The 24730-nt window shown below is 72.3% G+C and carries 28 protein-coding genes and 1 pseudogene; 17 read left to right on the forward strand and 12 right to left on the reverse strand.

All coding sequences use genetic code 11. The features are described from left to right. Positions 1–80: 80 nt before the first annotated feature. Positions 81–965, reverse strand: coding sequence for a helix-turn-helix transcriptional regulator (locus DJ476_RS24320; protein ID WP_112491566.1), 885 nt, complete (start codon positions 963–965; stop codon positions 81–83). 210 nt (positions 966–1175) lie between these two features. On the opposite strand from DJ476_RS24320, the gene DJ476_RS24325 reads away from it, so the two are divergent. After that, positions 1176–1691 carry a hypothetical protein gene (locus DJ476_RS24325; protein ID WP_103421328.1) on the forward strand — a complete coding sequence of 172 codons (516 nt, stop codon included), beginning with the start codon at positions 1176–1178 and terminating at the stop codon, positions 1689–1691. A 144-nt stretch (positions 1692–1835) separates the two neighbouring features. After that, complete coding sequence (locus DJ476_RS24330; RefSeq protein ID WP_112491567.1) at positions 1836–3131, forward strand: serine hydrolase domain-containing protein; 1296 nt, start codon at positions 1836–1838, stop codon at positions 3129–3131. 21 nt (positions 3132–3152) lie between these two features. On the opposite strand, the gene DJ476_RS24335 is transcribed toward DJ476_RS24330, so the two are convergent. After that, on the reverse strand, positions 3153–3965 hold the full coding sequence (locus DJ476_RS24335; RefSeq protein WP_112491568.1) for an NAD(P)H-binding protein: 813 nt from the start codon (positions 3963–3965) through the stop codon (positions 3153–3155). Positions 3966–4111: 146 nt separating this feature from the next. On the opposite strand from DJ476_RS24335, the gene DJ476_RS24340 reads away from it, so the two are divergent. Continuing rightward, positions 4112–4534 (forward strand): winged helix-turn-helix transcriptional regulator, encoded by a 423-nt coding sequence (locus tag DJ476_RS24340; RefSeq protein ID WP_103421325.1) that lies wholly within the window; start codon positions 4112–4114, stop codon positions 4532–4534. An 81-nt stretch (positions 4535–4615) separates the two neighbouring features. Here the strand turns inward: DJ476_RS24340 and DJ476_RS24345 are convergent, their stop codons facing one another. From DJ476_RS24345 to DJ476_RS24365, 5 genes are read right to left on the reverse strand one after another with little or no spacing between them, the layout of a single operon-like run. Next, complete coding sequence (locus tag DJ476_RS24345) at positions 4616–5014, reverse strand: hypothetical protein (protein ID WP_112491569.1); 399 nt, start codon at positions 5012–5014, stop codon at positions 4616–4618. Beyond that, positions 5011–5454: a hypothetical protein gene (locus tag DJ476_RS24350; protein ID WP_112491570.1), complete on the reverse strand. Its 444-nt coding sequence runs from the start codon at positions 5452–5454 to the stop codon at positions 5011–5013. Before DJ476_RS24350 ends, DJ476_RS24345 begins: the two co-directional genes overlap by 4 nt. Positions 5455–5477: 23 nt before the next feature. Beyond that, the gene (locus DJ476_RS24355; protein ID WP_103421920.1) at positions 5478–5870 is read right to left on the reverse strand and encodes a hypothetical protein; all 393 of its coding nucleotides are present in this window, start codon (positions 5868–5870) and stop codon (positions 5478–5480) included. Then, positions 5867–6142, reverse strand: a complete 276-nt coding sequence (locus DJ476_RS24360; RefSeq protein ID WP_112491571.1) for a hypothetical protein — start codon at positions 6140–6142, stop codon at positions 5867–5869. Before DJ476_RS24360 ends, DJ476_RS24355 begins: the two co-directional genes overlap by 4 nt. Then, on the reverse strand, positions 6139–6399 hold the full coding sequence (locus tag DJ476_RS24365) for a hypothetical protein (RefSeq protein ID WP_103421922.1): 261 nt from the start codon (positions 6397–6399) through the stop codon (positions 6139–6141). The genes DJ476_RS24360 and DJ476_RS24365 overlap by 4 nt, the downstream gene beginning before the upstream one ends. A 107-nt stretch (positions 6400–6506) precedes the next feature. On the opposite strand from DJ476_RS24365, the gene DJ476_RS24370 reads away from it, so the two are divergent. The 6 genes from DJ476_RS24370 (at position 6507) to DJ476_RS24400 (ending at position 12473) form a co-directional block, all read left to right on the forward strand. Further along, positions 6507–7346, forward strand: coding sequence for a helix-turn-helix domain-containing protein (locus tag DJ476_RS24370; RefSeq protein ID WP_112491572.1), 840 nt, complete (start codon positions 6507–6509; stop codon positions 7344–7346). A gap of 7 nt (positions 7347–7353) precedes the next feature. Next, positions 7354–7551 (forward strand): DUF397 domain-containing protein, encoded by a 198-nt coding sequence (locus tag DJ476_RS24375; protein ID WP_112492607.1) that lies wholly within the window; start codon positions 7354–7356, stop codon positions 7549–7551. 155 nt (positions 7552–7706) lie between these two features. After that, positions 7707–7916 (forward strand): DUF397 domain-containing protein, encoded by a 210-nt coding sequence (locus tag DJ476_RS24380; RefSeq protein ID WP_112492608.1) that lies wholly within the window; start codon positions 7707–7709, stop codon positions 7914–7916. A 176-nt stretch (positions 7917–8092) separates the two neighbouring features. Further along, positions 8093–9058, forward strand: a complete 966-nt coding sequence (locus DJ476_RS24385; RefSeq protein WP_112491573.1) for a glutaminase — start codon at positions 8093–8095, stop codon at positions 9056–9058. A 133-nt stretch (positions 9059–9191) separates the two neighbouring features. Beyond that, positions 9192–9767: a 2'-5' RNA ligase family protein gene (locus tag DJ476_RS24390; protein WP_112491574.1), complete on the forward strand. Its 576-nt coding sequence runs from the start codon at positions 9192–9194 to the stop codon at positions 9765–9767. Between the two features lie 1938 nt (positions 9768–11705). Then, positions 11706–12473, forward strand: a complete 768-nt coding sequence (locus tag DJ476_RS24400; RefSeq protein ID WP_103421917.1) for a bestrophin-like domain — start codon at positions 11706–11708, stop codon at positions 12471–12473. A 56-nt stretch (positions 12474–12529) separates the two neighbouring features. Here the strand turns inward: DJ476_RS24400 and DJ476_RS24405 are convergent. Both DJ476_RS24405 and DJ476_RS34635 read right to left on the reverse strand, forming a co-directional pair. Next, positions 12530–12985: pseudogene (locus tag DJ476_RS24405) on the reverse strand (transposase family protein); the annotation flags it as partial. 130 nt (positions 12986–13115) lie between these two features. After that, the gene (locus DJ476_RS34635; RefSeq protein ID WP_162638787.1) at positions 13116–13268 is read right to left on the reverse strand and encodes a helix-turn-helix domain-containing protein; all 153 of its coding nucleotides are present in this window, start codon (positions 13266–13268) and stop codon (positions 13116–13118) included. Between the two features lie 145 nt (positions 13269–13413). Here DJ476_RS34635 and DJ476_RS24410 point away from each other — a divergent pair, with 145 nt between their 5' ends. From DJ476_RS24410 to DJ476_RS35760, 6 genes are all read left to right on the forward strand, one after another. Further along, positions 13414–14400 (forward strand): alpha/beta fold hydrolase, encoded by a 987-nt coding sequence (locus DJ476_RS24410; RefSeq protein WP_112491575.1) that lies wholly within the window; start codon positions 13414–13416, stop codon positions 14398–14400. A 249-nt stretch (positions 14401–14649) separates the two neighbouring features. After that, positions 14650–16698, forward strand: a complete 2049-nt coding sequence (locus DJ476_RS24415; protein ID WP_112491576.1) for a flavin monoamine oxidase family protein — start codon at positions 14650–14652, stop codon at positions 16696–16698. 678 nt (positions 16699–17376) lie between these two features. Then, positions 17377–18381, forward strand: a complete 1005-nt coding sequence (locus DJ476_RS24425) for a peptidoglycan-binding protein (protein ID WP_241565426.1) — start codon at positions 17377–17379, stop codon at positions 18379–18381. A gap of 51 nt (positions 18382–18432) precedes the next feature. After that, complete coding sequence (locus DJ476_RS24430) at positions 18433–18720, forward strand: hypothetical protein (RefSeq protein WP_112491577.1); 288 nt, start codon at positions 18433–18435, stop codon at positions 18718–18720. A 266-nt stretch (positions 18721–18986) separates the two neighbouring features. Then, positions 18987–19793, forward strand: a complete 807-nt coding sequence (locus DJ476_RS24435) for an alpha/beta fold hydrolase (RefSeq protein WP_404827594.1) — start codon at positions 18987–18989, stop codon at positions 19791–19793. Positions 19794–20047: 254 nt separating this feature from the next. Further along, the gene (locus tag DJ476_RS35760; protein ID WP_318294783.1) at positions 20048–20341 is read left to right on the forward strand and encodes a hypothetical protein; all 294 of its coding nucleotides are present in this window, start codon (positions 20048–20050) and stop codon (positions 20339–20341) included. 195 nt (positions 20342–20536) lie between these two features. Here DJ476_RS35760 and DJ476_RS24445 read toward each other — a convergent pair whose 3' ends face one another. Further along, positions 20537–21502, reverse strand: coding sequence for an alpha/beta hydrolase family protein (locus DJ476_RS24445; protein WP_103416440.1), 966 nt, complete (start codon positions 21500–21502; stop codon positions 20537–20539). 248 nt (positions 21503–21750) lie between these two features. Between DJ476_RS24445 and DJ476_RS24450 the strand changes: the two genes are divergently transcribed. Continuing rightward, the gene (locus tag DJ476_RS24450; RefSeq protein WP_112491579.1) at positions 21751–22347 is read left to right on the forward strand and encodes a TetR/AcrR family transcriptional regulator; all 597 of its coding nucleotides are present in this window, start codon (positions 21751–21753) and stop codon (positions 22345–22347) included. Between the two features lie 191 nt (positions 22348–22538). Continuing rightward, positions 22539–23639 (forward strand): hypothetical protein, encoded by a 1101-nt coding sequence (locus tag DJ476_RS24455; RefSeq protein WP_112492609.1) that lies wholly within the window; start codon positions 22539–22541, stop codon positions 23637–23639. A 35-nt stretch (positions 23640–23674) separates the two neighbouring features. Here DJ476_RS24455 and DJ476_RS24460 read toward each other — a convergent pair whose 3' ends face one another. Further along, positions 23675–24223: a class I SAM-dependent methyltransferase gene (locus tag DJ476_RS24460; protein WP_404827536.1), complete on the reverse strand. Its 549-nt coding sequence runs from the start codon at positions 24221–24223 to the stop codon at positions 23675–23677. A 53-nt stretch (positions 24224–24276) separates the two neighbouring features. Continuing rightward, positions 24277–24642: a hypothetical protein gene (locus DJ476_RS24465; protein WP_103416473.1), complete on the reverse strand. Its 366-nt coding sequence runs from the start codon at positions 24640–24642 to the stop codon at positions 24277–24279. Positions 24643–24730: the final 88 nt, after the last annotated feature.

Genomic DNA, 24730 nt, shown 5'->3' on the forward strand with positions numbered 1-24730 from the left:
TCCTGGTTGCCGGGCGGATGTTATCGAAGCATTCTTTCAATATATGGGTGTGGGTGGAAAATGCCTGCCGGAAAAGTCTGTCAGGTCGCCGCCGAAGGGCGTGAACCTGCCACCGTCATTCCGGCCAGCCCCGTAGCGGCTCCCGCCGGTCCCCGTCGGTCCCCATCCGCTCCTGACGGCTCGGCAGGCCGGGGAAGCAGCCCCTCGTCCTGGGCGCGCAGCACCGCGCTGAGCCGGTCCGCGGCCCCGAGCTTCCGGTACAGCGCGTTGAGGTGCTTGTGGACGGTGCGCGGCGAGATGCCCAGCCTGCGCCCGATTCCCTCGGCGGTCAGCCCCGTGGCCAGCAGGTGCAGCACGTTCGTCTCGCGCGGGGTCAGCGGTGCCGCCAGGGCGTGGTTGGCCTGCCGTCCGCGGTCGCTGCCGGAGGACGCGTGCAGCGCCGTCAGGAGCGCCCGGTGGGCCATCGCTGCCTTGAGCAGCGGCTGGACGCGTGCGGCGTAGCGCTCGTCGTGCCGGGTGAAGTCGCCGCCGGAGCGGTGCACCAGGCACCCGCTGACGTGCGGCCCCTTCTCGGGAAGGGGCAGCCCGAAGACGTGGTGCGTCCCGAACGCCTGGCGGAGGGCGTCGGCGGTCGGGCTGTTCTTCCACGTCCGCATCCCCACCACGCGTGCGGCGCTCTGCGGCGTCCAGTCGGAGCTGGCGCCGTACCGGTCGATGAAGGGGTAGCCCGAACGGATGTGGGCCTCCACCGAGTCGTCACCGGCGCCGCCGTCCGGTGCCCGTCCCGGAGACCGGATCACCACACTCCCGTGATCACGTGTCCAGGGCACTTCCTTGACCACGATCAGCTCCCCGTCGAGCGCCAGGAGCAGTTCCTCGGTGAGCAGCGGCCAGACGAGTCCGGGGGTCTCGGTGCTCATCACCTCGACCGCCAGATCCAGCATGCGTGCGTAGCGGTCCGGCATGACGACTTCCCCCGAGGTCCCCGTGAATGGTGCCCCGCCACGGTATCCCGTCGTTGTCCATACGCACTTCTCTCCATGGTCCGGCTACGGGCGCTCCCGCCACGCTGGGCACCGGGCGGACCGCGGCCGAGCCGCGGGCCGGCGACGCCCGGACCACCGACCACCAAGCACCAACGACCGGTCACCCACCACCGGAAGGACACCCGCCCCATGCGACCACTGCGTTCCGTACTCACCTCCCTCACCGCGGTCTGCGCCCTGGCGGCAGGCCTGGCCGTCGCGGGGCCCGTCACCCCGTCCCAGGCCGCCGCGTCGGACTGCACGGGCGGCGCCCGGGGCTTCCGCGACCACCCGGACAACGCCTCGGGGGACACCGACAAGCCGCGTCGCCTGGACCTCGGCGGCGGTGTCGTCATCACCCTGGAGAAGGGGGTGTACGTAGGCCAGCAGATCGCCTTCGGGAAGATCAGCGGCCCCACCCGTCCGGGCGACAAGGTGTGGATGGACTGGCGGGCCGGCGGATGGGACGACGGCGGCAGGCCCGAGTGGCCGGTCCGCCCCTGGCTCCAGTGCGGACCCTTCACCGTCCAGAGCCACGGCCAGAGCCTGACCACCCCCTTCAAGCGCACCAGCACCGACCCCGACTACCAGTTCCGGGTCTGCGGTTCGCTCGCCACCAACGGCGTCGTCCGCTGCGCCACCAGGAACGGCGTCGACTGGTGGTGACCCCGTGCGGTCCGTGCCCCGGGTCGCCCGGGGCACGGGCGACCCGCATGCCCCCGTGACCCGTCGGCACCACGGAGACCCGCCCCGCTCCCGGGCCCGCCGTACCCGTTCCGCAGCAGAAGATCCGCAGCAGAAGAACCGAGGATGACCATGCCCCTGCCCCTGTCGTCGCACCGGCGCCTGACCGCCGGCGCGGCCCTGCTCGCCGCTCTCGCCGGTGTGCTCGCCCCTGCCACCACCGCCACCGCGGCCCCCACCCCGGCGGCCCCTGCCCCCACCGCCCCGGCCGCCGCCCCGGCCCGGACGCCCGCGCCCGACATGGCCGGGGTCGTCGCCGCACTGGAGTCCGCCATGGCCAACGGGGCGCCGGGCGCGATGGCCCGCTACCTGGGTCCGGACGGCGCCAGGGAGAGAGCCGTCGGCGTCCGGGACCGGCGATCGGGCGCGGCCATGGACACCCGGGCGCGCTTCCGGATCGGCAGCGTCACCAAGACGTTCTCCAGCGTCGTGCTGCTCCAGCTGGTCGAAGAGGGCCGGCTGACGCTGGACGCGCCGGTCAACACCTACCTGGAAGGGCTCCTGCCCGACGACCGGATCACGGTCCGTCACCTCCTCACCCACCGCAGCGGCCTGGCCGACTACACCAACGCCATGTTCGAGCGGACCGTCCCGGGCTTCGAGGCGGTGCGCAACCGGGTGTTCAGCTACCAGGAACTGGTCGGCCTCTCCCTCGCCGAACCCCGGACCACCGAGCCCGGCGCCGCGTACCGGTACTCGAACGCCAACTTCGTCGTCGTCGGCATGCTGATCGAGAAGCTGACGGGGCGCCCGGTGGCCGACGCCTACCAGCGGCGCATCATCAAGCCGCTGCGGCTGGACGCCACCTCCTACGTCCACCCCGACACCCGTATCCGGGGCACCCACGTGCGCGGCTACCTGCACCCCGACGAGGCCGGTGAGCCGCTCGTCGACTCCACCGAACAGACCCTGTCCTGGGCGCAGTCCGCCGGTGCCGTCATCTCCAGCCCCGCCGACCTCAACACCTTCACCAGCGCGCTGATGCGCGGTCGGCTGCTGTCCCCGGCGACGCTGGAGGAGATGACCACCGTCACGCCGACGGACGCCACCGGCACCCGTTTCTACGGCCTCGGTCTGCGCCGCTACGACCTGACCTGCGGCACCCAGGTGTACGGACACACCGGCACCGTCCAGGGCTACTACACCTACGCCTTCTCCACCCGCGACGGCCGCCGCAGCCTGTCGGCCCTGGCCAACACCTCCAACCACGGTGCCGCGAACACCGCGTTGGGCGACACCCTGGAAGCCGCCTTCTGCGGCAAGAAGCAGTCACCCGCCCTCACCGCGCGCTCCACGGCGCCCGACGGCACCCTCGACCACGCGCCGCTGCCCGCCGAGCGTGACCTGCCCGAACGCCACTGAGGAACGCCGTCCGAAGGCCCGCTACCGGCCCGGGCGCAGCGCGGCGGCGGTCTCCGCGGCCACGGCGAGCGGGTCGGTGAGCGGTCGGCCGAGCAGCCGTACGAGGTCGGGGCCGACGCCCCCGAGGAACCCGTGCCGGACCCCCGAGGCGATCGAGGCCAGCATCGGCGGCTGGAACGGCAGCAGGGTGTCGTCCGCGAGGAGCCGGGCCCGGTACGCGCCGAGCCCGACCGTCCGGTGCGCGACGGCGAGCCGCCCCGCGACGTCGGCGGCGGTGACCGGCTCGCCCACCAGCTCGTACGTCCGGCCGGTGTGCGCCTCCGGAGACCCGGCGACGACGGCCGCGGCGGCGGCCAGGTCCGCCCGCGCCACCGCGGCGAGGGAACCCTCACCGAACGCCGACTCCAGGCCGTCCGGCGTCCAGCGCAGCAGGGCGCCGAACAGCTCCGCGTACAGCCCGTTGCGCAGGATCGTCCAGCTGAGACCGCTCTCCCGGACCAGCCGCTCGGTGGCCCGGTGCGCGAGCGCGAACCCGAGGTGGTCCCCGGCCCCGGTCAGGCTGGTGTACACCACGTGGCCCACGCCGTCACGGAGAGCGGCGTCGAGGACCGCCCGGTGACGGGCCAGGACCCGGTCGTCCTCCGCGTACCCGGCGGAGACGAGGACCAGGGTCGAGACACCGGTGAGGTCCAGGCCCGCGCGGTCGTCGAAGTCGAGGCGGCGCTGCCCGGCGGCGGGCGTCCGGCTGCCGCCCAGGGCGGGTGTGCCCCGCGCGGCCAGCTCCTGGAGCGTGCGGGAGGCCAACTGCCCCTGGGCTCCGGTCACCATGATCATGACGTGCTGTCTCCTGTCGTGGGTCTCATCGGCAAGACGTGGTTCTCGGCGGCGAGTCGCGGCTCTGATGGGCAACGCGAGGTTCTCATCCGTAACCACGATGAGATCCTGGGCCGGCGACGACCGCCGCACCAGGAGGCAGTTCCATGTCAGTGAGGCACACCGAGGTAACCGCCGGGCCCGCGCCGCTCACGCCCTGCGGACAGCCGGAGCACCCGGACTGCGGAATCCGTGACGTCCTCGACCGGGTCGGGGACAAGTGGTCCGTCCTGGTCGTCGTCGAACTCGCCGGTGGGCCACGGCGCTTCCGCCAGCTCCAGCGCGCCGTCGACGGGATTTCGCAGCGGATGCTGACGCTCACGGTGCGCAGGCTGGAGCGGGACGGCCTGGTGACGCGGACCGTGTACCCGACCGTCCCCGCCCAGGTCGACTACCGCCTCACCGACACCGGCGCGAGCCTCACCCATCTCGTCAAGGCCCTGGCCGACTGGTCGCTGGAGCACCGGGACGCCATCGCCCTCGCCCGCCGGACGTACGACGACGAGCACCCCGGAAACGAGATCCGATGAGCCGCCCGATGGGAGATCGCCCCCCACCTCGGTGAGCACCGAGATCTGCGCGCGGACCTGCTCACCGATGGCCCAGCAGCCCTAACCTCCGCTCCCGTCTCTGGGCTGGGGAAAGAGGTGGGGGTGTTGGTGGGTGAGGTGGTGGGTGATGGCGGTGTGGGTGGGGTCGGTGATGTCCCAGCTGTGGGCGGAGGGGTGGGCGACGAACAGCTCGCAGGCTTCGTTCGCCGCGTTACGGGGGTGGCGCGCGGGACACCAGGGGAGCGGGGTGAGCCGGGCGGGCCCGGAGCCCTGCCAGCGGACCCAGACGGCGCTGCCGGGGTGCCCGCCTTCGTCCCAGAGGAGAGCGGCGTGGTGGTCGTCGTGGTCGGTGCCGAGTTCGCAGAGGACGTGTGCGGTCTCGGGGCGGTGTCCGGGAGGCGAGAGGGCGGTGAGGTGGTCGGGGGGTGGGAGGAGGGCGAGGGCGGTGCACTGGTTCACGGGTGGGGCCGTCCTCGTGGGTCGTCGGTGGCGTCGTCGGTGGTGCTGCCGGTGGTGAGGGGTCCGGCGATGAGGTCTGCGAGGGGGTCGGTGATGTCCCAGGAGTGGCCGGTGGGGTGCTGGTGGTAGAGGGAGCAGGGCAGGACGGCGTTGTTGGCGAGGTGGTGGAGGGTGGCGGGGCACCAGGGGGCGGTGTCGATGCGGTGGGCGGGGTGGGTGTCGGGGGTGCCGGTGCTGGTCCAGAAGAGCCAGAGGGCGGGGTGGTCGGGTTGGTCGGCGGGGCGGAGGAGGGCTGCGTGGTGGGTGGGGGCGTGGTGTTCGCCGAGTTCGCACAGGACGTAGGGGGTGGGGGCGGTGGTGTCGGGTTCGCCGGGCAGGGTGATGAGGGCGGTGAGGATGTCGTCGAGGGGGATGCGGGTCACGGCGGTGCACTGCAGCACGGGGGTCTCTTCCGTCGGAGGGGTTACGGGTGGCGGCGGCCGGGGAAGGCGTGCCATCCGGCGAGGGTGAGGCTGAGCCCGACGGCGGGGTCGAGGACGGTGAAGTGGAGCGGGAAGCCCGCCTCCAGGGTCCGTATCGCGTCGTCCTGAAGCCGTCCGGTGGTGGCCCAGTGGCGCAGGCTCTCGGGTGCGTCGGAGCCGTGGAAGAGGACGGGCCGCACGTCGGCGGTGGTCATCGGCGGGGGCGGACCGCCGTCCTGGGGCGCGCGGTTGCCGTGGGCGTCGGCGAGGCGGAGGGCCTGGCGCCGGAGCCAGAGGAGGACGAGGCGCCGGTTGCGTACGGCGGCGGAGCCGAGACAGGCGTACCGCTGCCCGTCCGACACGGTGACCTCGGCGGCGTACGCGGCGCGCTTCACGCGGCACGCTCGTGGTCGCCGGGGGAGCGGACGAGGGCCCGGAGGCGTTCGGCCGCCGCCTCGATCTCCGCCACGGCGGCCGTCTGCGCGGCGGCGTGGCGTTCGTCGAGTGCGGCGTCCAACTGGGCGAAGAACAGGGCCCGGTAGGCGGGGTCGGTCTCGATGCGGACGAGTTCGTCGAGCGGTGGGACGGGCCGGCGCGGCCGGGTGAGCGCGCGGGCGAGGCGGGTGAGGCGTTCCCGGAGCCGGGTGAGGGAGTCACTGCGGTTCACAGGACGTCCCCCCGGCTGCGGGCGTTGGCGCGTGCGGTGCGGGCGCGGAGCTGCTCTATGGGGAACGGGGGCCGTACGTAACGGGGTTCGACCTCCCACTCGGTGCCGCCGCCCATGGGGCGCAGCGACCAGTAGAAGCCGGCGACCCCGCGGAACTCGCCCACGCGGTTGTCGCGGCTGGTGTCGACCAGGAGGGTTCCCAGGGCGGGGAGTTCGGGAGGTCCCGCAGTATTCGGGCACGCGTTCACGCCGTACACCTATCGCTCCTCTCTGTAGCTGAACGGCTACCGGGGCGACTCAGACTGACCTACCGTGAGAACCCCTTCAACTGAGGGAACCTGAAGGAAGAGTTGGGAGTACGGCCATGGTCAATATCAAGCAGCTGAACCCCGCCAGCAGCCCGCAGGCGGCCTTCGGAGCACGTTTCCGCAAGTTCCGGGAGGACCGGGGATGGACGCAGGACGTGCTGGCTCCGAAGATCGGGTACTCCAGCCAGCACATTTCCGCGGTGGAAACTGTTCGCAAACCGCCGACCCTTCGCTTCTCGCGGAAGTCCGACCTGGCATTTGGTACGACCGGCACGCCCGAATCGTTCGAGCGCGAGTACATGGAGATGCGGAACGGCTCGCTGCTGGAGGGCTTCCCGGAGTACGTGGGGTACGAGGGCCGGGCTGTGGAGATCAGGCTGTTCGACGTCGGCCTCATTCCTGGGCTGTTACAGACGCCGGACTACGCGCGGGCCGTGGCCTACGGGCACGTGGAACGCGGGTCCATCAGCTACGAACAGGCGGATCAGCGAGTCGAGTTCCTGGCACGGCGGCAGGAAGCGCTCGTCCGCTCGCAGCCGCCCATGGTGTTCGTCGTCATGGACGAGAGTTGCCTCCATCAGGCCGTGGGCGGTCCGGAGGTCATGAACGCCCAGCTCCGACGGCTGGAGGAGGTGTCCGCGCGGCCCAACTGGATCATCCAGGTGGCGCCGTTCAGCCTTGGCGAGCGCAGGGCGTTCTACCTGCCGGTCAATCTGCTGACCATGGTTGACCGGTCCATCGTCGCGTACGCCGAATCGCAGGCGCAGGGGTATGTGGAGCGCGAAACATCGCTCGTGGCACCCATGTTCACGACCTACCATCAACTCCAGGGCGAGTCGCTGTCGAAGACGGCGTCTGCGGCCAAGATCAGCAAGCTGCGAAAGGGCACCCCGTGAAGACCGAATCCCCCGCTGGTTCAAGTCCTCGTACAGCGACAACGGCGGTAACTGCGTTGAGGTGGCCGCCAACCTGGTCGCCTCGCAGGGCATCGTCCCCGTCCGTGACTCCAAGGTCGTGGACGGCCCGGTCGTCGGCGTCCGTACGGCCGCGTTCTCCGCGTTCGTCGCGGGCGTGCAGGCCGGGCAGTTCGCCGCCGCCTGACGATCCCCGTTCCGAGCGCCGCCCCACTCTGCCCCGCGCAGAGTGGGGCGTCCTGCTGCCCGGCGGCCACGGCCTGAAGGCGCTCTGGCGGCCATCTCCGGGCTCGTGCATGGTGGGACGTCCTGGAACTTCCCGTGACGGAAGGGCACTTCACGATGATCGAGCAGCACCCGCAGTGGTTCACCTCCTCGTACAGCTCGAACGGTGGTAACTGCGTCGAGGTGGCCGTCAACCTCGCCGCCTCGCGCGACACCGTCCCGGTGCGCGACTCGAAGAGCGCCGACGGCCCGGTGGTCGGCGTCCGCCCGGCCGCGTTCTCGGCGTTCGTCGCGGGGGTGCGGGCCGGGGCGTTCGACGCCGTCTGACCGCTGCCGTCCAGGTCGCCCCACCGTGCCGAGCGCGGTGGGGCGACCTGCTGTCCGGGCCCGAGCGGGGTTCCGCTGCGCGTTCCGGTCGGCGGGTGGGGCGGGCCGGGGGTGCCTTTTCCCGTTTCGTCCCCGTAGCATGCCGGTGCCTCCCCTCCCTCCCGTCAGGAAACACCGTGTCCCACCTCTCCGCCCCTCCGGCGAGCAGCGCCCCCCTGAGCACCGGTTCCCACCGCTTCGGCGCGGTGATCAGCCGCATCGCCGGGGAGATCGCCGCGCTCACCGACCACGGCACCCCCGCCGACTACATACCGATGCTCGCCGGGGCCGACCCCCGGCGGTTCGGGATGGCCGTGGCGGAGCCGGACGGGACCGTGTACGGGGTCGGGGACTGGCGGCAGCCGTTCTCGACGCAGTCCATCTCCAAGGTCTTCGCCCTGGCTCTGGCGCTCTCCCTGGACGGCGAGCGGATATGGCGGGGCGTGGGGCGCGAGCCTTCGGGCAACCCGTTCAACTCCCTCGTGCAGTTGGAGTACGAGAACGGCATCCCGCGCAACCCGTTCATCAACGCCGGCGCCCTCGTGGTGACCGACCGGCTCCAGGCGCTGACCGGGGACGCCGCCGGCCGGGTGCGGGAGCTGCTGCGCACGGAGAGCGGCAACCCCGCCATCGACTTCGTCCCGGAGGTGGCCGCCTCCGAGGCCGCCTTCGGCGACCGCAACGCCGCGCTGGCCCACTTCATGGCCTCGTACGGCAACATCACGCTGCCGGTCCCCGCCCTGCTCGACGCCTACTTCCGGCAGTGCTCCATCGAGGCCTCGTGCGCGGACCTGGCCCTCGCCGCCGGATTCCTGGCCCGGGGCGGTCTGCTGGCCGACGGGTCCGCGCTGCTCACCCGCAGCCAGGCGAAGCAGGTCAACGCGGTCATGCTCACCTGCGGCACGTACGACGCGGCCGGGGAGTTCGCCTACCGGGTGGGGCTGCCGGGCAAGAGCGGGGTGGGCGGCGGCATCATCGCGATCGTGCCCGGCGAGTGCACCCTGTGCGTGTGGGGCCCGGGGCTGGACCGGCGTGGCAACTCGGTGGCCGGTGTCTCGGCCCTCGACCGCTTCACCACGCTCACCGGGCTCTCCGTCTTCTGACGCGCCGCCGCCCCCGCCACGGGCACCCGTCCGCCCCGCCTCCTCCCTCTCCTCTCCTCTCCTCTCCTCAGCTCCGCGCAGGGCCCGCCTGCGCCTGCCCGGGGGTTCGGCCGGGCGGTCGTACGCTGCGCGGATGCACAGCATCGAACTCCTGCCGGACGCCGCGACCGAGCGGGCCGTGCGGAGGGTCTGGCGGGCCGTCGCCGACGCGGGTCTGCCCAGCCTTGCCGACCACGGCCACCCGACGAACCGGCCGCATCTCACCCTCGCCACGGCGGACACCCTGCCCGCGGCCACGCGGACCGTGCTGGCGCAGGCCCTCACCGCGCTGCCGCTGCCGCTCCACCTGGGCGGACTGCTGCGGTTCTCCGGCCGGTTCGAGGTGCTGGCCTGGGCGGTTCGGCCTGACGATGCTCTGCTCGCCCTGCACGAGGAGGTGTGGCGGATCGTGCGGGAGACCCCTGGGGCCGGCCGTCCCCACCCGCTGCTCGCCCCCGGCCGGTGGGTGCCGCACATCACCCTCGGCCGGGGGCGCGGGGCGGTGTGGCCCGGACCGGACAGCCGTTGGCTCCCACCGAGTGCGAGTGCGAGTGCGAGTGCGAGTGCGAGCGGGAATGGGAGTGCGACGGCGTCGGGGTGGTGGGCCGCAGCCCGGAGGTACGACTCCATGAGCCGGACCACGGCCCGCATCGGCCCGGACACGGCCTGAGCCGGATGCGGCCTCCCGGGAGGAGCCGGCCTGCGGGCCGAGGCGCCGGGCCGTGCCACCGGCCCAGGCCGTGTCCGGACCGATGCGGGGCCGGCAGCCACGTCCTTCTGGGTTTGCCCGTCCCGGGCGTGCAGCACGCGAATCGGGGCAACATCCGGATGACGCGATCGGCAAGGCGTCCGGCCCGTACTACCTCTCCCTGCGCGCGAGTCACTGAGCCCTGAGGGCCGCCGGCTCCGGGGCAGGTCCTGAGGGCCGGCTTTGGGGCAGGCCCCCGGGACACGGCCCGACGAACGGGACGGCGGAGAGGAACACGGAGCGGAACGGCGCTGCCCCCTCCACGACCGGAGGAGGCAGCGCTCTGTCGGCGCGCGGGGCGCGGACCTCAGTGAAGCTTTCCCTCGACCGTGGACACCTGTGGACTGGGATCCTGAGGGTTCAGCCTGCCGGTCGGGGTGAGGCGGCGGTGTACGAGTGCGACGGTTTGATCACCGTGGAGAAAGCCTTCCGGCGCCGCTCGAGAAACGGCCGATATTTCGCCCGTGTGGCGAATTCCCAGGCTGATCCCTTGATCGCACAATGAGTGCGTGAGATTCGGTCGCAAGTTGTCTGGTGTCATACGGGCGCTGACGTTGTCCGGCATCGCGGTCTGTCTGCTCGGTTCGGTGCCGATGGGAGGTACGGACAAGGGCGCACTCAAAATGGCGGTTTCCACCAACAGTGTTACGTCTCCCGGAGTCCAAGTCCGGGAGCGGCAGAACCTGGTTCGCGTTTACCAACTGCGGAATCTGGCGGAGTACGGGCTTCGGAATATCGAGGTGCGCGATGCCCAGGTTGCCGGAGGGATCGTTCGGTGTCCCCGGGCTTCCCTGAAGCCGCTGGGCGCGATGACGTGCCGCGCGAAGATTGTCGCCCTGGCGGGCCGTCACATCGGCCAGGTGACGGCAACGGGCGTCGCGGCAAGGAAGGAGTACGGCCGCGCCCGGGCCGCCGTCTCCGCGGGGTACAACGCCCACTCGGCTGTGCTGACCCTGCGCCGTTCCGCGTCGCAGAAACGTCTCTTCTACCGTCTGGTGTACAGCGGTCCCGCTGGGCTTGAGAACCTGCGACTACAGGACCCGCTGTTGCGCGGAGCCGGTCCGCTCAAGTGCTCATCGGGCGCGGGCCTGCCCGGCCGCTTGCCGCCCGCGGGGAACATCGAGTGCTGGGCCTCGGCTCCGGACAGTCCTGGTCGTCACGCATCCGTGGCGCGGGCATCCGGTACGACGGCAGATCGGGCTGTTTCCACAACGGGCTCGTTGCTGCCCCCGCTCGCGCTCTCCGCGAAGGCGGCGGCGGGGTACTCCGTGCCCAGCCCGTCAGCGGCGACACGCCCGGACGGGCCGTCCCGGCCCGCAGGCTCCTCCATTGCCACACCCCGCGCCACATCCTCGGCGACACGCCCGGACGGGCCATCCAGGCCCGCAGCCTCACCTCGCGCCACATCGCCCCTCGTCACACCTCTTCCGGGCGCCCCGCCCCTCGCCCTGACGGCCCCCGGTCCCGGGTCTGGCGGTGTGGGTCTCCTGTACGGAGAACTTACCCCGGGCCCCTGGGCGCCGGCCGCCGTATCGGGAGCGGTTGCTGCCGGGGCCGGGGGGACCGGTGAGTTCCTCGCGCCGCCGTCCCTCGCTGAACCCGGACAGCGACTCCCACCGGCAACGAGCCCTGACGGGCCGATTGCCGGCGACCGCCCCGTCGCCACGCCGACCGCCTCCACCGCCTCGCTCCCGCGGGGCGCGGCCCGGTCCGCCCTGCCGCCCCTGCAGACCGATGGCGGACTGGTGAGTTCCCTGGACTGGGCGATCATGGCCTTCCTGATGGTCATCATTCCCGCTGTCCTGATGGCGGCGACTCTCGACTCTCGCAGTTCGAAATCTCAGAAGAAAGAGAACTGACATGCTCGGCGCGGGGCTCTTGTACGCGTTTCTCGGTGCGGCGACAGCGTGCGGCCTGACGTGGGCACTGTCCCGCAGCGAAGCTTCCAGGAAGGCGCATCTGGAAGCTCCCGCACTGAGTTTCGTGGGGAGCGCGACACTGGCGTTGTTCGTCCTGACGGCGGCTTTCCTGGTGGCAAGTTCCTGGCAGCAGCGCAACTCCGCCAGCGACCACACGTATCAAGAGGCCAGGAATCTGGAATCGGCCTACGCCGATTCCCGCGGGCTGCCGCTGGATGTGCGCTCACGGACTCGTGAGCAACTGAGGACGTACACGCGGGAGGTCGCTGGGCCCGAATGGTCTCTCATGAGGAGTCGGGAGATGAGTCAGCGAGCCGCCGGCGCGCTCGACGAGGCGCGCCAGCTCGTTGCGCACGCGCACACAACGGGCGACGAGCAGGAAGAAGCCAAGCAAGTGGTCAGAACCGAGCTGGACAACGTGGCCGTGGCCAGGAACCAGCGGTCCAGTGACATGAGATGGTCCGTCCCGGTTCCGATCTTCTACGCCTTGATCTCCACGGCCGTGCTGGTCGTCCTGTTCCCCGCACTGGTCGGTATCAACGCCGGCCCGCGGCATATGCTGGTGATGATTCTCCTCGGTACCGTCCTGGGGTTCGCCGTGTACTTGGTGGCAGGTCTCCGGCACTCCTTCGCCCCGCCTCTCGGCATCGAGCCGGACGCATTCCGTCAGGCACTGGCGCGGTTCGATCAGCTCGACGCGGCCGGATAGGGCGCGCCGGTGTCAGCATCGGGAACTCTTGGTCAGCTACTGAGCTCTTTCCAACCTCAGGCTGACGCGTGGTGGTGAAGGACGAGGGCGGCCTTCACCGCGTCGGTGATGCGGTTGGTGCTGCAGCGGAGCTTCCGCAGGAGCCGCCAGCTCTTGAGGGTGGCCATGGCCTGCTCGCCGAGGCAGCGGATCTTGGCGTGGGTGGTGTTGTGGCGGCGCTTCCATCGCTTGAGGCGGCGGCCCCGAAACGGGACTCGGACGGTTCCGCCGGCACCTTGACACGCCTTGTCAGCCCAGCATTTGAGTCCCGCTTCAGCGAGGGCTTCGATGATCCCGTGCTGTCGCGCGGCGGTGAGGTCGTGAGTGGAGCCGGGCAGCGCGGGCGAGGCCCGGAGCAGTCGTCCGAACGGGTCGGTGAGGACCTGGACGTTCATGCCGTGGCGCTTGTGTCTCCCGGAGTAGTACGGGGTGTCGGCGGCGATCCGGTCGATCGGCAGCAGGGTGCCGTCGAGCTTGTCATCGCCGAAGCTGTGCGGCGCTGTGCTGCGGGGCTCGGCCGCAGGGGAGGGCGCGGTGCCGACCGGCTCGTCCAGGGAGACTTCGTATCCCTTCGCCAGCTGTAGCACCACCTCCAGGGGTCGGCTAGCGCCGGCTGGTCTCGATCCGCGACAGCGTACTGGGCGAGATGCCGGTTGCGCGGCTGACATCGGCGAGTGTGACGCCACGGCGCTCGCGCACGACCGGCAGCCGGGGCCCCATCACCGCCAGCATCTGCACCACGTCGTCGCCTGCCACCGTCCCCGTTCCTTCTCGCTGTGCCGCTTCACTGCCTTGGCCTGCAAGGTTGCCAGAATGGCAACGCTGATCGCGCGGAGTGGCCGCCGGGCCGCATGATCGACGGGTACTCCCGCGCCGCCCGCGAACCGAGGAGAAGTCGCCCATGCGATCCGAGCCGACCGCCGCACTCCGCCACCGCATCGTCGAGGCCCCGGCCGGGCGCCTGCACCTGGTCGAGCAGGGCTGCGGCCCGCTGGTCCTGCTCGTGCACGGCTTCCCCGAGTCCTGGTACTCCTGGCGCCGCCAACTCCCGGCCCTCGCTGCGGCCGGGTACCGGGCGGTGGCGATCGACGTACGCGGCTACGGCCGCTCCTCCAAGCCCGCCGCGACCGACGCCTACCGCATGCTCGACCTGGTGGAGGACAACGTCGCCGTCGTGCGCGCCCTCGGCGAGGAAAGCGCGGTGGTCGTCGGCCACGACTGGGGCTCCAACATCGCCGCCGCCTCCGCCCTGCTCCACCCCGGAGTCTTCCGCGCGGTCGGCTTGCTGAGCGTCCCGTACGCGCCGCCCGGCGGCCCCCGCCCCACCGACATCTTCGGCCAGATCGGCGGCCCCGAGCAGGAGTTCTACGTCTCCTACTTCCAGGAGCCCGGCCGCGCCGAGGCGGAGATCGAGCCCGACGTCCGGGGCTGGCTCGCAGGCTTCTACGCGGCCCTGTCCGCCGACACCATGCCAGCCGAGGGCGAACCCGACCCGCACTTCGTCGCCCTCGGCTGTCAGCTGCGCGACCGCTTCCCCGCCGGCCCGCTCCCGGCCTGGTTGAGCGAGGAGGACCTCGACGTCTACGCCGCGGAGTTCGAGCGCACCGGCCTGACCGGCGCCCTCAACCGCTACCGCAACATGGACCGCGACTGGGAAGACCTCGCCCCCCACCGCGGATCCCCCATCAAACAGCCCGCTTTGTTCGTCGGCGGCGCACTGGACGCCTCCACCACCTGGATGGCCGATGCCATCGACGCCTACCCCATCACCCTCCCCGCCCTGTTCGCCTCCCACCTCCTGGGCGGCTGCGGCCACTGGGTCCAGCAGGAACGCCCCGACGAGGTCAACAGCCTGCTGATCGACTGGCTCGCCACTATTCAGGGCTGAACCAGGCGGGCTACCGCGGGCGGGCCGCGCAGAGGTAGCGCATGGCGGTCTGCTCGGTGATGCCGAACGGTCACACCGCACGTACTCCACTGACAACAAGCGTGCCTACGTGACAACTACCGTGCTTCGCCTCACGCCCCAGCTCACCGCGTCACTACGTGAGACATCCTCTAAGCCGTTTGGGCCAAGTGCGCTCCTCGCATCAGTGTGGCCGACCAGTTGCCGATTCACACGTCGCATAGTGAACCGGTGCGAGCCATTCGAGCATCGAAGCCTGCGGGGTCTTCCCCGCAGCCCAGTCCCCTGACCCGACGCGAATTCACCATCGGTTCCGCCGTGGGGGCGGCAGCCATCGCCGGTGCGTCCGTTCCGACGGCGACCGCCGCCGGGACGAGCGCGCTTCCGGCCGTGCCGGCCCCTACGTCGTTGTCCCAGCGCTGCCTTCAGCTCGCCCACACGCTGTTGCTGCACGGCCCCGATGGCCGGGACCTGATTCCCGCCTACCGCCAGATCCTGGTGGGCGACGGCCTGCCCCGGTCATCCGCACCTCTGAAGAAGGTGCTGGTCGTGGGGGCAGGGCCGGCGGGACTGGTGACGGCGCTGCTGCTCAAGCGGGCGGGGCACACCGTCACGCTTCTGGAGGCCAACGGCAACCGCGTCGGCGGCAGGATCAAGACGTTCAGAGCCGGCGGCCACGAGGGGGCCGCGCAGCCCTTCGAGGACCCGCTCCAGTACGCCGAGGCCGGGGCCATGCGCATCCCGCAGAGCCACCCGCTGGTTATGGCCCTCATCGACCACCTGGGCCTGGAGCGGCAGAAGTTCCGCCTGGTCGACGAGGCCGCCGACGGGAGCCGCACGCAACGGACCTGGATTCATGTCAACGGCCTGAGAGTCCGCCGGGCCGACTACGCACGTAACCCGCGGCAGGTGAATCGTTCCTTCGGCGTTCCCCGGGCCCTCTGGGACATTCCCTCCGGCAGGATCCTGGCCGAGGCCCTCGCCCCGGTCCGGGACGAGATCAGCACGCGCACCCCCGACGGGCGTCGTGTGGACAAGCCGATCGAGGAGATGATCACCGGCTGGGCCCGAGTCATCCAGCGTTTCGGTGACTGGTCCATGTACCGCTTCCTGAGCGAGTACGCCAAGCTGGACGACGCCACCATCGACCTCGTCGGCTGTCTGGAGAACCTCACCTCACGGCTCCCCGTCTCCTTCGTCCACAGCTTCCTCGGTGCGGCCCTCATCAGCCCCGACACGACGTTCTGGGAGCTGCGCGGCGGTACCGCGGTGCTTCCCGACGCCCTGTTGGCGAAGCTCGGGGACACCGTCCGCCTCGACCGTCGTGTCACCAGGATCGAGTACTGGGATCCGTCCCGTCCTTCGGCCGACACATCCCATGTAAGCGCGGAAGGCCCTCATGTATGGGTGGACACTGTGTCGGAGGGGCGCGAAGGCATCCCGGTCCGCGAGCAGTTCGCCGCGGACCTCGCCGTCATCACCGTCCCCTTCTCGGGCCTGCGGCACATCCAGGTCGCTCCCCTCATGTCGTACGGCAAGCGCAGGGCCATCACCGAACTCCACTACGACAGCGCGACGAAGGTCCTTCTCGAGTTCAGCCGCCGGTGGTGGGAGTTCAGCGAGCACGACTGGAAACGGGAGCTCGCCACCATCAGCCCCGGCCTCTACGACGCCTACAGGAAGGGCCAGGTTCCCGCCGACAGCAGCCTGCTGGGACGGCACGGATCCGTCACCGGCGAGCGGCTGTCTCCCAGCCAGCGGATGCGCTACGCCGCCTACCGCTCCGCCGGCCGTGACCAGCCGGACGCCGTCGGCAGCCTCGGCGGAGGCTCGGTCAGCGACAATCCCAACCGGTTCGCCTTCAACCCCTCCCACCCGGTGCCCGGCAGCAAGGGAGGAGTCGTACTCGCCTCCTACACCTGGGCGGACGATGCCAGGCGCTGGGACGCCTTCGACGGCGACGCCCGCTACCCCCATGCTCTGTGCGGACTTCAGGAAATCTACGGCCAGCGCATCGAGGTCTTCTACACCGGAGCCGGACAGACCCAGAGCTGGGCGCGCGACCCCTACGCGTACGGCGAGGCGGCTGTCCTCCTGCCTGGCCAGCACACCGAAGTGTTCCACGACATCGCGACCCCCGAAGGCCCCCTCCGCTTCGCCGGCGACCACACCTCCCTGAAATCCGCCTGGATCGAGGGAGCCTTGGAGTCCGCGGTACGCGCCGCCCTCGAGGTCCACACCGCGCAGGTCGAAGACAGAGCCAGAACCCCGCGGCGGTGAGGCACGCGGTCTCAACAGCATCGTCGAGGTCGACCAGCCGCCATGTCGGACGCCCCTGCTCCACGGTGTACGGGCACCTCGACGCGGCGCCCGTCCCCCGCCGGGCCGGTGGGCCCGGTGCTTGCGGATCGCGGTGCGCAGCGGGGACCGTCGGGCGAAGAACGCGCTGGACCAGGTGAGGCGCCGGGCCTGTGGGCTGTCCTCACGGCCGGTCAGTCGGCGCAGGCTCCGGCGGATGATCCGGTAGAGGATCGGCGGCAGCGGGAAGACCAGCCGGACCAGAAGGTCGGCCCGGTGCCAGACGACGTCCGCGAGCTTGGAGGAGTTCCCTTCGACGATCCACCCGCCGGTCACGGTGACGGCCGCTGCCTGCCGGCGGAACTCCTCCAGCGGCAGCGGCCCCAGCGGGGTGAACAGGACTTCGTCGAGGTCGGTGTGCCTGCTGGTCCGGTGTCGACGGCTCATGTACGAGCTCGTTGGCCGTGGTGGGTCCGGCGTGGGCGTGGCGGGTTCGGCCGCGCTCGGTGTGGTGGTCCTCTTGCTGGGCCCGGCACTGGGCCCGCTGGTGGCCTGGCGCTGGGCCCGGGCGTGGGTCTGTGGGCCCCTGACACGTGTGCCGGGCTCGCCTAGCGTCTGTGCGGCCGTGTCCATGCGCCCAACCGTTTCGAGGGAGACACCATGTGCCGATCCTGCGCTGACCCCACCGGGCCGAACGACCTGTCCGCCGGGACCGGTCACCCGCTGCCGGGGCTGTCCCGGCGCGGGCTGCTGGCCGGTCTGGGCCTGGGTGCGCTCACCGTGGGCCTGTCGGCCGGAACGGAGGCCCAGGCGGTGGCGGCCGAGGCGGCGGTTGCGGTGGCGGCGGCCAGGAACGGGGCCTGGGCCGGTCCGGCGCAGGGGCGTTTCCCGGCCGGGGGCCACTACGGCGCGCCCCGGGGCGGCGGGTCCCACGCCGGGCAGGACGTCAGCAACTCCACCGGGACCGCGGTCTACGCGGCGGCCGCAGGCACGGTCATCCGCCGGTCGTGGGGCGGCGGGCTGCCCGGCCGCACCGGCAACGGGCTGGTGATCTCGCACGGCGGCGGCCAGTACACGTACTACGGGCACCTCAGCGCCTACCGGGTCGGGCTGAACGCCACAGTCTCGGCCGGACAGCGCATCGCCGACATGGGCGCCACCGGCAACGTCACCGGCCCCCACCTGCACTTCGAGACCCACACGTCAGCCCTGGGCACCACGGTCAACCCGGTCTCCTTCCTGGCCGCCCGGGGCGTGGACCTGGCCGGTGGCTGGTCGCGGATCGACCCGGGCGCGAGCGGTGCGACGGTCGTGGTGATCCAGCACCTGATGAACCAGCGCGGCTACGGTCTGGTCGTCGACGGGGCGTACGGTTCCGTCTCCGCCGACGCCGTCAAGCGGTTCCAGCGCTCCAAGGGGCTGGTGGCCGACGGTCAGGTCGGCCCGGCCACCTGGCCCGTACTCGTGTACACCCTGCGCCAGGGCGGCAGCGGGTCCCACGTCCGGGCCCTCCAGACCGCCCTGAACAGGCGCAGCGCCGGGCTGGTGGTGGACGGCGGGTTCGGTTCCGTCACCACGAGCGCGGTACGGGCCTACCAGAGCGTCAACCGCCTGGTGGCCGACGGCGAGGCGGGCCCGGTGACCTGGCGGGCGCTGACGGGCTGACCCGCCGACGGCTGTGGCGTCCGGGGCGCCGCCATCGTCGGCGTACCGGGTGTGCTGCTGACGCTGCGCGCGCCGGGGCTCGGCGTCTCCTACGGACCGGCCGGGGCGCGGTACTCCGGTCTGTTCGGAACACGGACCCATGCCTGGGCGGACATCCGGGAGGTGCGGGTGGCGGTCGTGCAGGGGAAGGTCTACTCGTCCGATGTCCCGGAACTGGTGCTGGCCTTCGGCGGGACGGACCGGCTGCTGATGCTGGGGGGCCACAGCTGGGGCCGGATCCGGAACCGGCGGATCACGCGGCTGGTGGCCGAGCTGGAGGCGGCCCGCGCGGCGGCGTAGCGGGGGCGAAGGCCGGAAGCGTAACGGGGGGACCGGCGTCGGGTGCGTAACGGGGCGAAAGCCGGGTGCGTAACGCGTGGCCACCGGCCATGATGCGGCTCATGAGCGGCGTAACGAGTGGGACGGGAACGGGCGGTACGGGAACGGGCGGTACGGCGGACGGGACCGGTGTGAACCGGTACGTCGAGGCTCCCGCCCGCCTGGGGGAGTGCGCGCTGCCCGACGGGCGGCTGCTCGGCTGGGCGGAGTGGGGGCCGTCGGGCGGGGTGCCGGTCCTGCTGTGCCCCGGGGCGGCCACGAGCCGGTGGCTCGGGTTCGGCGCGGGCGTGGTCGGGACGCTCGGCGTGCGCCTGATCTCGGTGGACCGGCCGGGGCTGGGGGCCTCGACGCCCGCCCCCGGCCGTACCTTCTCCGACTTCGCCGGGGACATGCGCCGGTTCTGCTCGCTGCGGGGGCTGGACCGCCCTCGTATGGTCGGCAACTCGCAGGGGGCGCCCTTCGCCCTCGCCTGCGCCACGGAGGGGGTCGTCTCGGCGCTGGCCGTCGTCTCGGGTGCGGACGAGGTCGCCAGGCCGGAGTTCGCCGGAGCGCTCGACGCGGGCCTGCGGGGACTCGTCGAGCGGACGGTCGACGACCCGGCGGGCGCCGAGGAGTTCTTCGCAGGGTTCACGGCGGAGGCGATGCTGGACATGGTCCTGTCCGGAAGCCCGGAGTGCGACCGTGCGGTGTACCGGGACCCCGGCTTCGCGGCCGGCTACCGCAGGGCGCTGGACGAGGCGTTCGCCCGGGGCGCCGCCGCCGGCTACGCCCGTGACACGGTTCTGGCGATGGGGCGGTGGCCGTTCGACCTCGGCGCGATCACCGTGCCCGTCGACCTCTGGTACGGGGAGCGGGACACCGGCCACTCGCCCGACAACGGGGCACTGCTCGCCTCCCGCGTACCCGGCGCCCGGCGCCACGTCGTGCCGGGGGCCGGAGGGGGCCTGCTGTGGACACACGCCGAGCCGATCCTCACCTCCCTCCTCTCCCTCCCCGCAGCCACCACCGGCCCGTCCGGCGCCCGGACCGCATGAAGGAGCCCCATGGAACCGCACGTGCCGACCGCCCGCACGGAGAACGCCATCGCCTGGGCGCGGCAGCACCTCGGGACGGAGTCGTACGCCTCCCGCTGTCTGGCTTTCGTGGAGGACGCCTACGAACGCTCCAACGGACTGGAGCTGTTCGGGGGCGACTTCGCCGCCGAGTCCGCCGCGCTGTATGCGGCGCGGGAGAACGAAGGGGCACCTCCTCCGGCCGGGCCTTCGTCTTCTACGACTTCACCGGCGAGATGCTCGGCCGACGGCAGAGCTGGGGCCATGTGGGGCTGTGCGTGGGCGACGGCCTGGTCATCCACGCCTGGGACCGGGTCCGGACCGACCACTATCGGGAGATCCAGGACCTGGCGGTCCCGCCGGGCTGGGACGCCCCCCGGTGGGCCGGCTGGACACCCACCGAGCGCATCCTCCGGGGCTGCCGGCCGAAGGACTGGTCACCCGAGGGCGACGCGGCGGCTGCGGCACGGCGTATGCAGGCGGCCCGGTTCGGCGACGGCGGCGACGGGCTGAGGGCGGTGACGGGCTGACGGGGTGACCGGCTGGGAACGGCCACCGGCTGACGGGGTGACCGGCTGAGAGCGGTGACGGGCTGACGGGGTGACGGGCTGAGGGCGGCCACCGGCTGGGAGCGGCCACCGGCTGACGGCGCGTAGGGTTCCGCCACGCCCGGCTCACGGGGTGCCCGTCACGTCCTCCCCCGCCCGTACGGTCGGGGACGGCGGCTACTTGGACTCGACCCGTCCCACGGCGGCGGGACCGGTCGCCAGAGCCTCGGACGCCGCCCGCCAGGCGGGGGAGCCGGGGTGCAGCCGGGTGCGGAGGTAGGCGGCGGAGAGAAGGGCGAGGGACGCGACCCGCTCGGGGTTCTCGTCGGTGGTCTCGGCCGCGTCGTAACCGGCGATCCCGCCCAGTCCGTGCTCCGCGTCGAACAGGGTGAGCAGGGTCTTGGGGCCGGGGGCGAGGGCGTAGGGATCGGTGTGCCACTCCGGTCCCCGGTCGGTGAAGTGGCGGGGGTCGTCCTTGTCCCCGGCGACGACCAGCGCGGGCGTGCTCATGGTGGAGAAGTCGACGGCCCCGATCACCGGCCACTGCCGCGCCATCGGCCCGTTGAAGGACTCGCCGCCGCTGCCGGGTGCGGCGAGCAGGACGCCCGCCGTGATCCGGGGGTCGAGGAGGCGCACCACGGTTCCGGTTTCGGGGTCGGTGAGCCCGGCACCGAGCAGGAGGGCCGCGGTGAAGCCGCCGTACGAGTGCCCGGCGAGACCGACTCTCGTACGGTCGACGCGCCCCGCGAGCTGCGGCACGGTGCGCTCGATCTCGTCCAGCCGGTCGAGTGTGCGGCTCATGTCCTCGGCGCGGGAGCGCCAGAAGTCCGGCGCGCCGGGCGCGTCCGCGACCAGGTGGCTCAGGGTCCGCGAGGTGAGGTGGGTCGGCTGGACGACGACGAACCCGTGGGCGGCCCAGAAGTCGGCGAGCGGTGCGTAGCCGTTGAGCGAGGAGAGGTGGTGCGAGGGGCCGTGGCCGTGGGAGAGGAGGAGGACGGGGAGCCCGGTCCCGGTCACGGGCGCGGAGACCCGCAGCTGGAGGTCGACGGGGCGGCCGGGTACGGGCAGGGACACGGGGCTGAAGGACACGACGGGGGAAGGGGTCCCCAGGATGTCGGCCGCGAGGCCGGTGGCTGTGGTCATGGTGCCGGTTCTCCTTCGGTGGCACGGGCCGTCCGCGCGGGTCGCCGGGACCCGGCGGCGGACGAGGAGGGCAGGGGAGGACAGAGGAGGGCGGCGGACGGTCCGGGCGGGATACCCTGAACGGAGCGCCGCTCCACTTAGTATCCGGAGCGCTGTTCCGCTTTGTCAATCGCCGACGAGCCCCCAGCCGAGACCGCAGGCGACAGTGCAAGGGAAATCGCGACGGAAATCGCAAGGGAAGGAGTCCGATGACCACCGAGTCCTCCGCAGGGGAGCCCGCGGCCCGGGGCAAGCGGGCCGACGCGCAGCGCAACCGGCAGACGGTGCTCGCCGCGGCGGCCGACGTGTTCGTCACCTCGGGCGTCGACGCTCCGATCCGGGAGATCGCGAGCCGGGCGGGGGTCGGCATGGGCACGATCTACCGCCACTTCCCGACCCGGGCCGACCTCGTCACGGCGGTCTACCGCCACCAGATCGAGGAGTGCGCCGAGGCGGGCCCCCGCCTGTCGGCCGAGGCGGACTCCCCGTTCGACGCGCTGCGCCGGTGGATCGACCTCTTCGTCGACTTCCTGGTCACCAAGCACGGCCTCGCCGACGCCCTCCAGTCCGACAGCGACCGCTTCGCCCCCCTGCACGCGTACTTCCTCGACCGGCTGCTGCCCGTCTGCGCCCTCCTGCTCGACGCGGCGGTCCGCAGCGGCGACATCCGCCCCGGCACGCAGCCGTACGAGCTGATGCGCGGGATCGGCAACCTCTGCATCGGCCGCGACGACGACCCCGACTACGACCCCCGCCGCCTGATCGCGCTCGTCCTCGAGGGTCTCCGACACCGCGACGCGCGGTGAGGCGGTGCACTGAGGCGCGCGCTGACGCTGCGTGCTGAGGCTGCGAGCCGAGGGCGCGCCCTGTGCTGACGGCCCCCCTGGCGCCCCGCCCGGTGGTCCGCTCCGTCCCGACGGGTACCGGGAAATCCGCTGGCCCGTCGGGCGCGCGGCTGCGACGATGCCCTCCGTTTCCCGACGGAGGGCATGTGTTCGTGTTCGTTTTCGCGTGCGCGGGCTGCGGTGCCGAGCTGACCGTCCCGCTCTCCCGGGCAGCCCTGCCGCCCCACGCTCACCAGACGTACGGGAACGGGCTTCAACTCGGTGTGCTCATGGAGGCGGGCACGTTCGCCGTGGACCCGGACGGCGCGCCCGGCTCGGTCGTCCTCGCGCCGGGCGACGTGCGCGGCACCCGGCTGCTTCCGGAGCGGGCCGCCGGCTCCTGTTGCGGGCTCGACGGAGCGGAGGGCCCCAACATGGCGTGCGACACGTGCGGCCTGCCCGTGGCGAGCCGGATCGACGACTGCTCGCTCTGGCAGGCGGTATGGCTCGCCCCCGGCGCCGTGCGCCCCGTCCTCGTCGACGACACCGCGGCCCCGCCCGCCATCTGGGCGGAACTGCTGGAGGAGGGGGAGGGCACGCCTCCGTTCGAGCCGATCGCCACCTGGGCACCGGGATCGGGGCGCGACCACTTCTGGTCGTGGAGCCCGCGGTGGGAGGCCGCGGCGGGCCAGGCGCTCGCCCATCTGCTGGCGGCCTCGGAGGGCCGGCCGGTGTCCGTCCCGGACGGCTGGTGCGTGCAAGTGTTCCAACGCGCCCTGGACGTCATGCTGCTTGGGGCCCGGCCTGGCGCGCTGCCCGAGGCCCGGCCTGACCTGCCACCTGTGGGCGGGCCTGGCGTGCCGCCCGCGGACCGGGCCGCCCTGCCGCCCGCGGACCGGGCCGTCCGGCTCGCCGTCCTGGCCGGACCGGGGCTGCCCGTCCCGGACGCCGGGGCCGACATCGTCCTCGTACCGGTCCATCCGCAGACCGGAGAGACGTGGACCCCCGAGACCGCCGCCCACCCGGTGCCGCTGCCCTTCGACGTATGGCGGTGGCTGGCCTTCCCCCGGACGCACCTGGCCCTCCCCGCCTCGGGCGGCCTGCCCGACGGAGTGCTCCGCGACGACCCGCCCGCACCACGCCCCCGCTCCCTCTTCCGGGCCGACCCGGGCGTCTTCCGGCACGCCCTCGCCCGGCTCCCGGCCGCCCGCAGCCCGTGGCTCCGCAGGATCTCCGAGAACCTCGCGCAATACGTACAGGCCGGCCTCTTTTAGCGGACGGGGAATGCCGGATCGGCCAACAGGCTTGTTCAGCCCGCTCGTTCGGCAGTCACCAGCAGGGTGGCTGCCGACCCGGGGCCGTCGCTCGTCGCGGGGAACGTGTCGACCGTGATGCCGGTGAAGCCCGCCGCGTCCAGGACCTTCACCCACACCTGCTCCTGGAGGACCCACCGGCGCATGGTGGTCTCCTCGCCCTCCGGGGTCTTCGCGGGGATGTCGGCCGCCACCACCTCCGGCTGGGCGGGGACGGAGTTCAGGTAGTGGGCCAGGGTGGCGAAGGCCAGTCGGCCGCCCGGCCTGAGGGCGGCCGCCGCCGCGGGCAGCAGCGTGCGGGGGCCGGTGAAGTCGACCGCCCCGAAGACGCTGTACAGCGCGTCGTACGTGTTCCTCGCCGCCTCCAGGTGACGTACGGCGTCGGACCGCACGATGCGCAGGCGCGGGGCCAGGCGGGAGAAGAGGCCGGTGGCCAGCCCGTACTGCGCGGGGGAGGCGTCGACGGCCACGATCCGGGCGGGCTCGTGGTGGACGGCCAGATGCGCGGCCTGCCGGGCGGCCCCGGCACCGAGGTCACCGACCACCCGCCCCCTCAACTCCCCAAGAACCTCGGCGGCCGTGCCGATTCCGGCCGGTCTCACCCCCCGGCCGACGCCCCCAGTTGCCTGATCTTCTCGAAGGGGTAACCGCCCACCACCGCGATGACCAGGGCGTACGCCGCGAAGGCGGCCAGGCCCGAGGTGGAGACGGACCGGCCGCCGCCGCTCAGGATGACCGTCCCGAGGGGGACCAGGGGTGCCAGGCCGAGGATCGCCGCTCCGGTGCACCAGAACGCCACCAGGTCGTTCGCCCGCTGCCGGAGGACGGGGTCCGACCTGACCGCTGCCGGGACCTCGTAGCCGGTCGTCCGGTCGCCGACCTTGCCCCGGTAGCCGGTGCGGGCCGCGAGGGAGCCGGCCAGGCCCAGCAGGAGGAAGCAGCCGAAAAGGAACAGGTAAGCCATGTGCACCCCGAGAGTCCGTTGTGCCGAGGACTCTAAGGGTGCGACGGACGGTGCGAGCGCCACTCGTCCGGCGTACGCGACAATGGAG

The organism is Streptomyces bacillaris, assembly GCF_003268675.1.
GTDB classification, from domain to species: domain Bacteria; phylum Actinomycetota; class Actinomycetes; order Streptomycetales; family Streptomycetaceae; genus Streptomyces; species Streptomyces bacillaris.

Coding starts and splice junctions, on each gene's coding strand:
- DJ476_RS24390 (WP_112491574.1), top strand. CDS start 9,192: ATGCACAGCATCGAACTCCTGCCGGACGCCGCGACCGAGCGGGCCGTG.
- DJ476_RS24425 (WP_241565426.1), top strand. CDS start 17,377: ATGTGCCGATCCTGCGCTGACCCCACCGGGCCGAACGACCTGTCCGCC.
- DJ476_RS24400 (WP_103421917.1), top strand. CDS start 11,706: ATGCTCGGCGCGGGGCTCTTGTACGCGTTTCTCGGTGCGGCGACAGCG.
- DJ476_RS24380 (WP_112492608.1), top strand. CDS start 7,707: ATGATCGAGCAGCACCCGCAGTGGTTCACCTCCTCGTACAGCTCGAAC.
- DJ476_RS24445 (WP_103416440.1), bottom strand. CDS start 21,502: ATGACCACAGCCACCGGCCTCGCGGCCGACATCCTGGGGACCCCTTCC.
- DJ476_RS24410 (WP_112491575.1), top strand. CDS start 13,414: ATGCGATCCGAGCCGACCGCCGCACTCCGCCACCGCATCGTCGAGGCC.
- DJ476_RS24330 (WP_112491567.1), top strand. CDS start 1,836: ATGACCATGCCCCTGCCCCTGTCGTCGCACCGGCGCCTGACCGCCGGC.
- DJ476_RS24335 (WP_112491568.1), bottom strand. CDS start 3,965: ATGATCATGGTGACCGGAGCCCAGGGGCAGTTGGCCTCCCGCACGCTC.
- DJ476_RS24465 (WP_103416473.1), bottom strand. CDS start 24,642: ATGGCTTACCTGTTCCTTTTCGGCTGCTTCCTCCTGCTGGGCCTGGCC.
- DJ476_RS24370 (WP_112491572.1), top strand. CDS start 6,507: ATGGTCAATATCAAGCAGCTGAACCCCGCCAGCAGCCCGCAGGCGGCC.
- DJ476_RS24340 (WP_103421325.1), top strand. CDS start 4,112: ATGTCAGTGAGGCACACCGAGGTAACCGCCGGGCCCGCGCCGCTCACG.
- DJ476_RS24325 (WP_103421328.1), top strand. CDS start 1,176: ATGCGACCACTGCGTTCCGTACTCACCTCCCTCACCGCGGTCTGCGCC.
- DJ476_RS35760 (WP_318294783.1), top strand. CDS start 20,048: ATGCTCGGCCGACGGCAGAGCTGGGGCCATGTGGGGCTGTGCGTGGGC.
- DJ476_RS24320 (WP_112491566.1), bottom strand. CDS start 965: ATGCCGGACCGCTACGCACGCATGCTGGATCTGGCGGTCGAGGTGATG.
- DJ476_RS24450 (WP_112491579.1), top strand. CDS start 21,751: ATGACCACCGAGTCCTCCGCAGGGGAGCCCGCGGCCCGGGGCAAGCGG.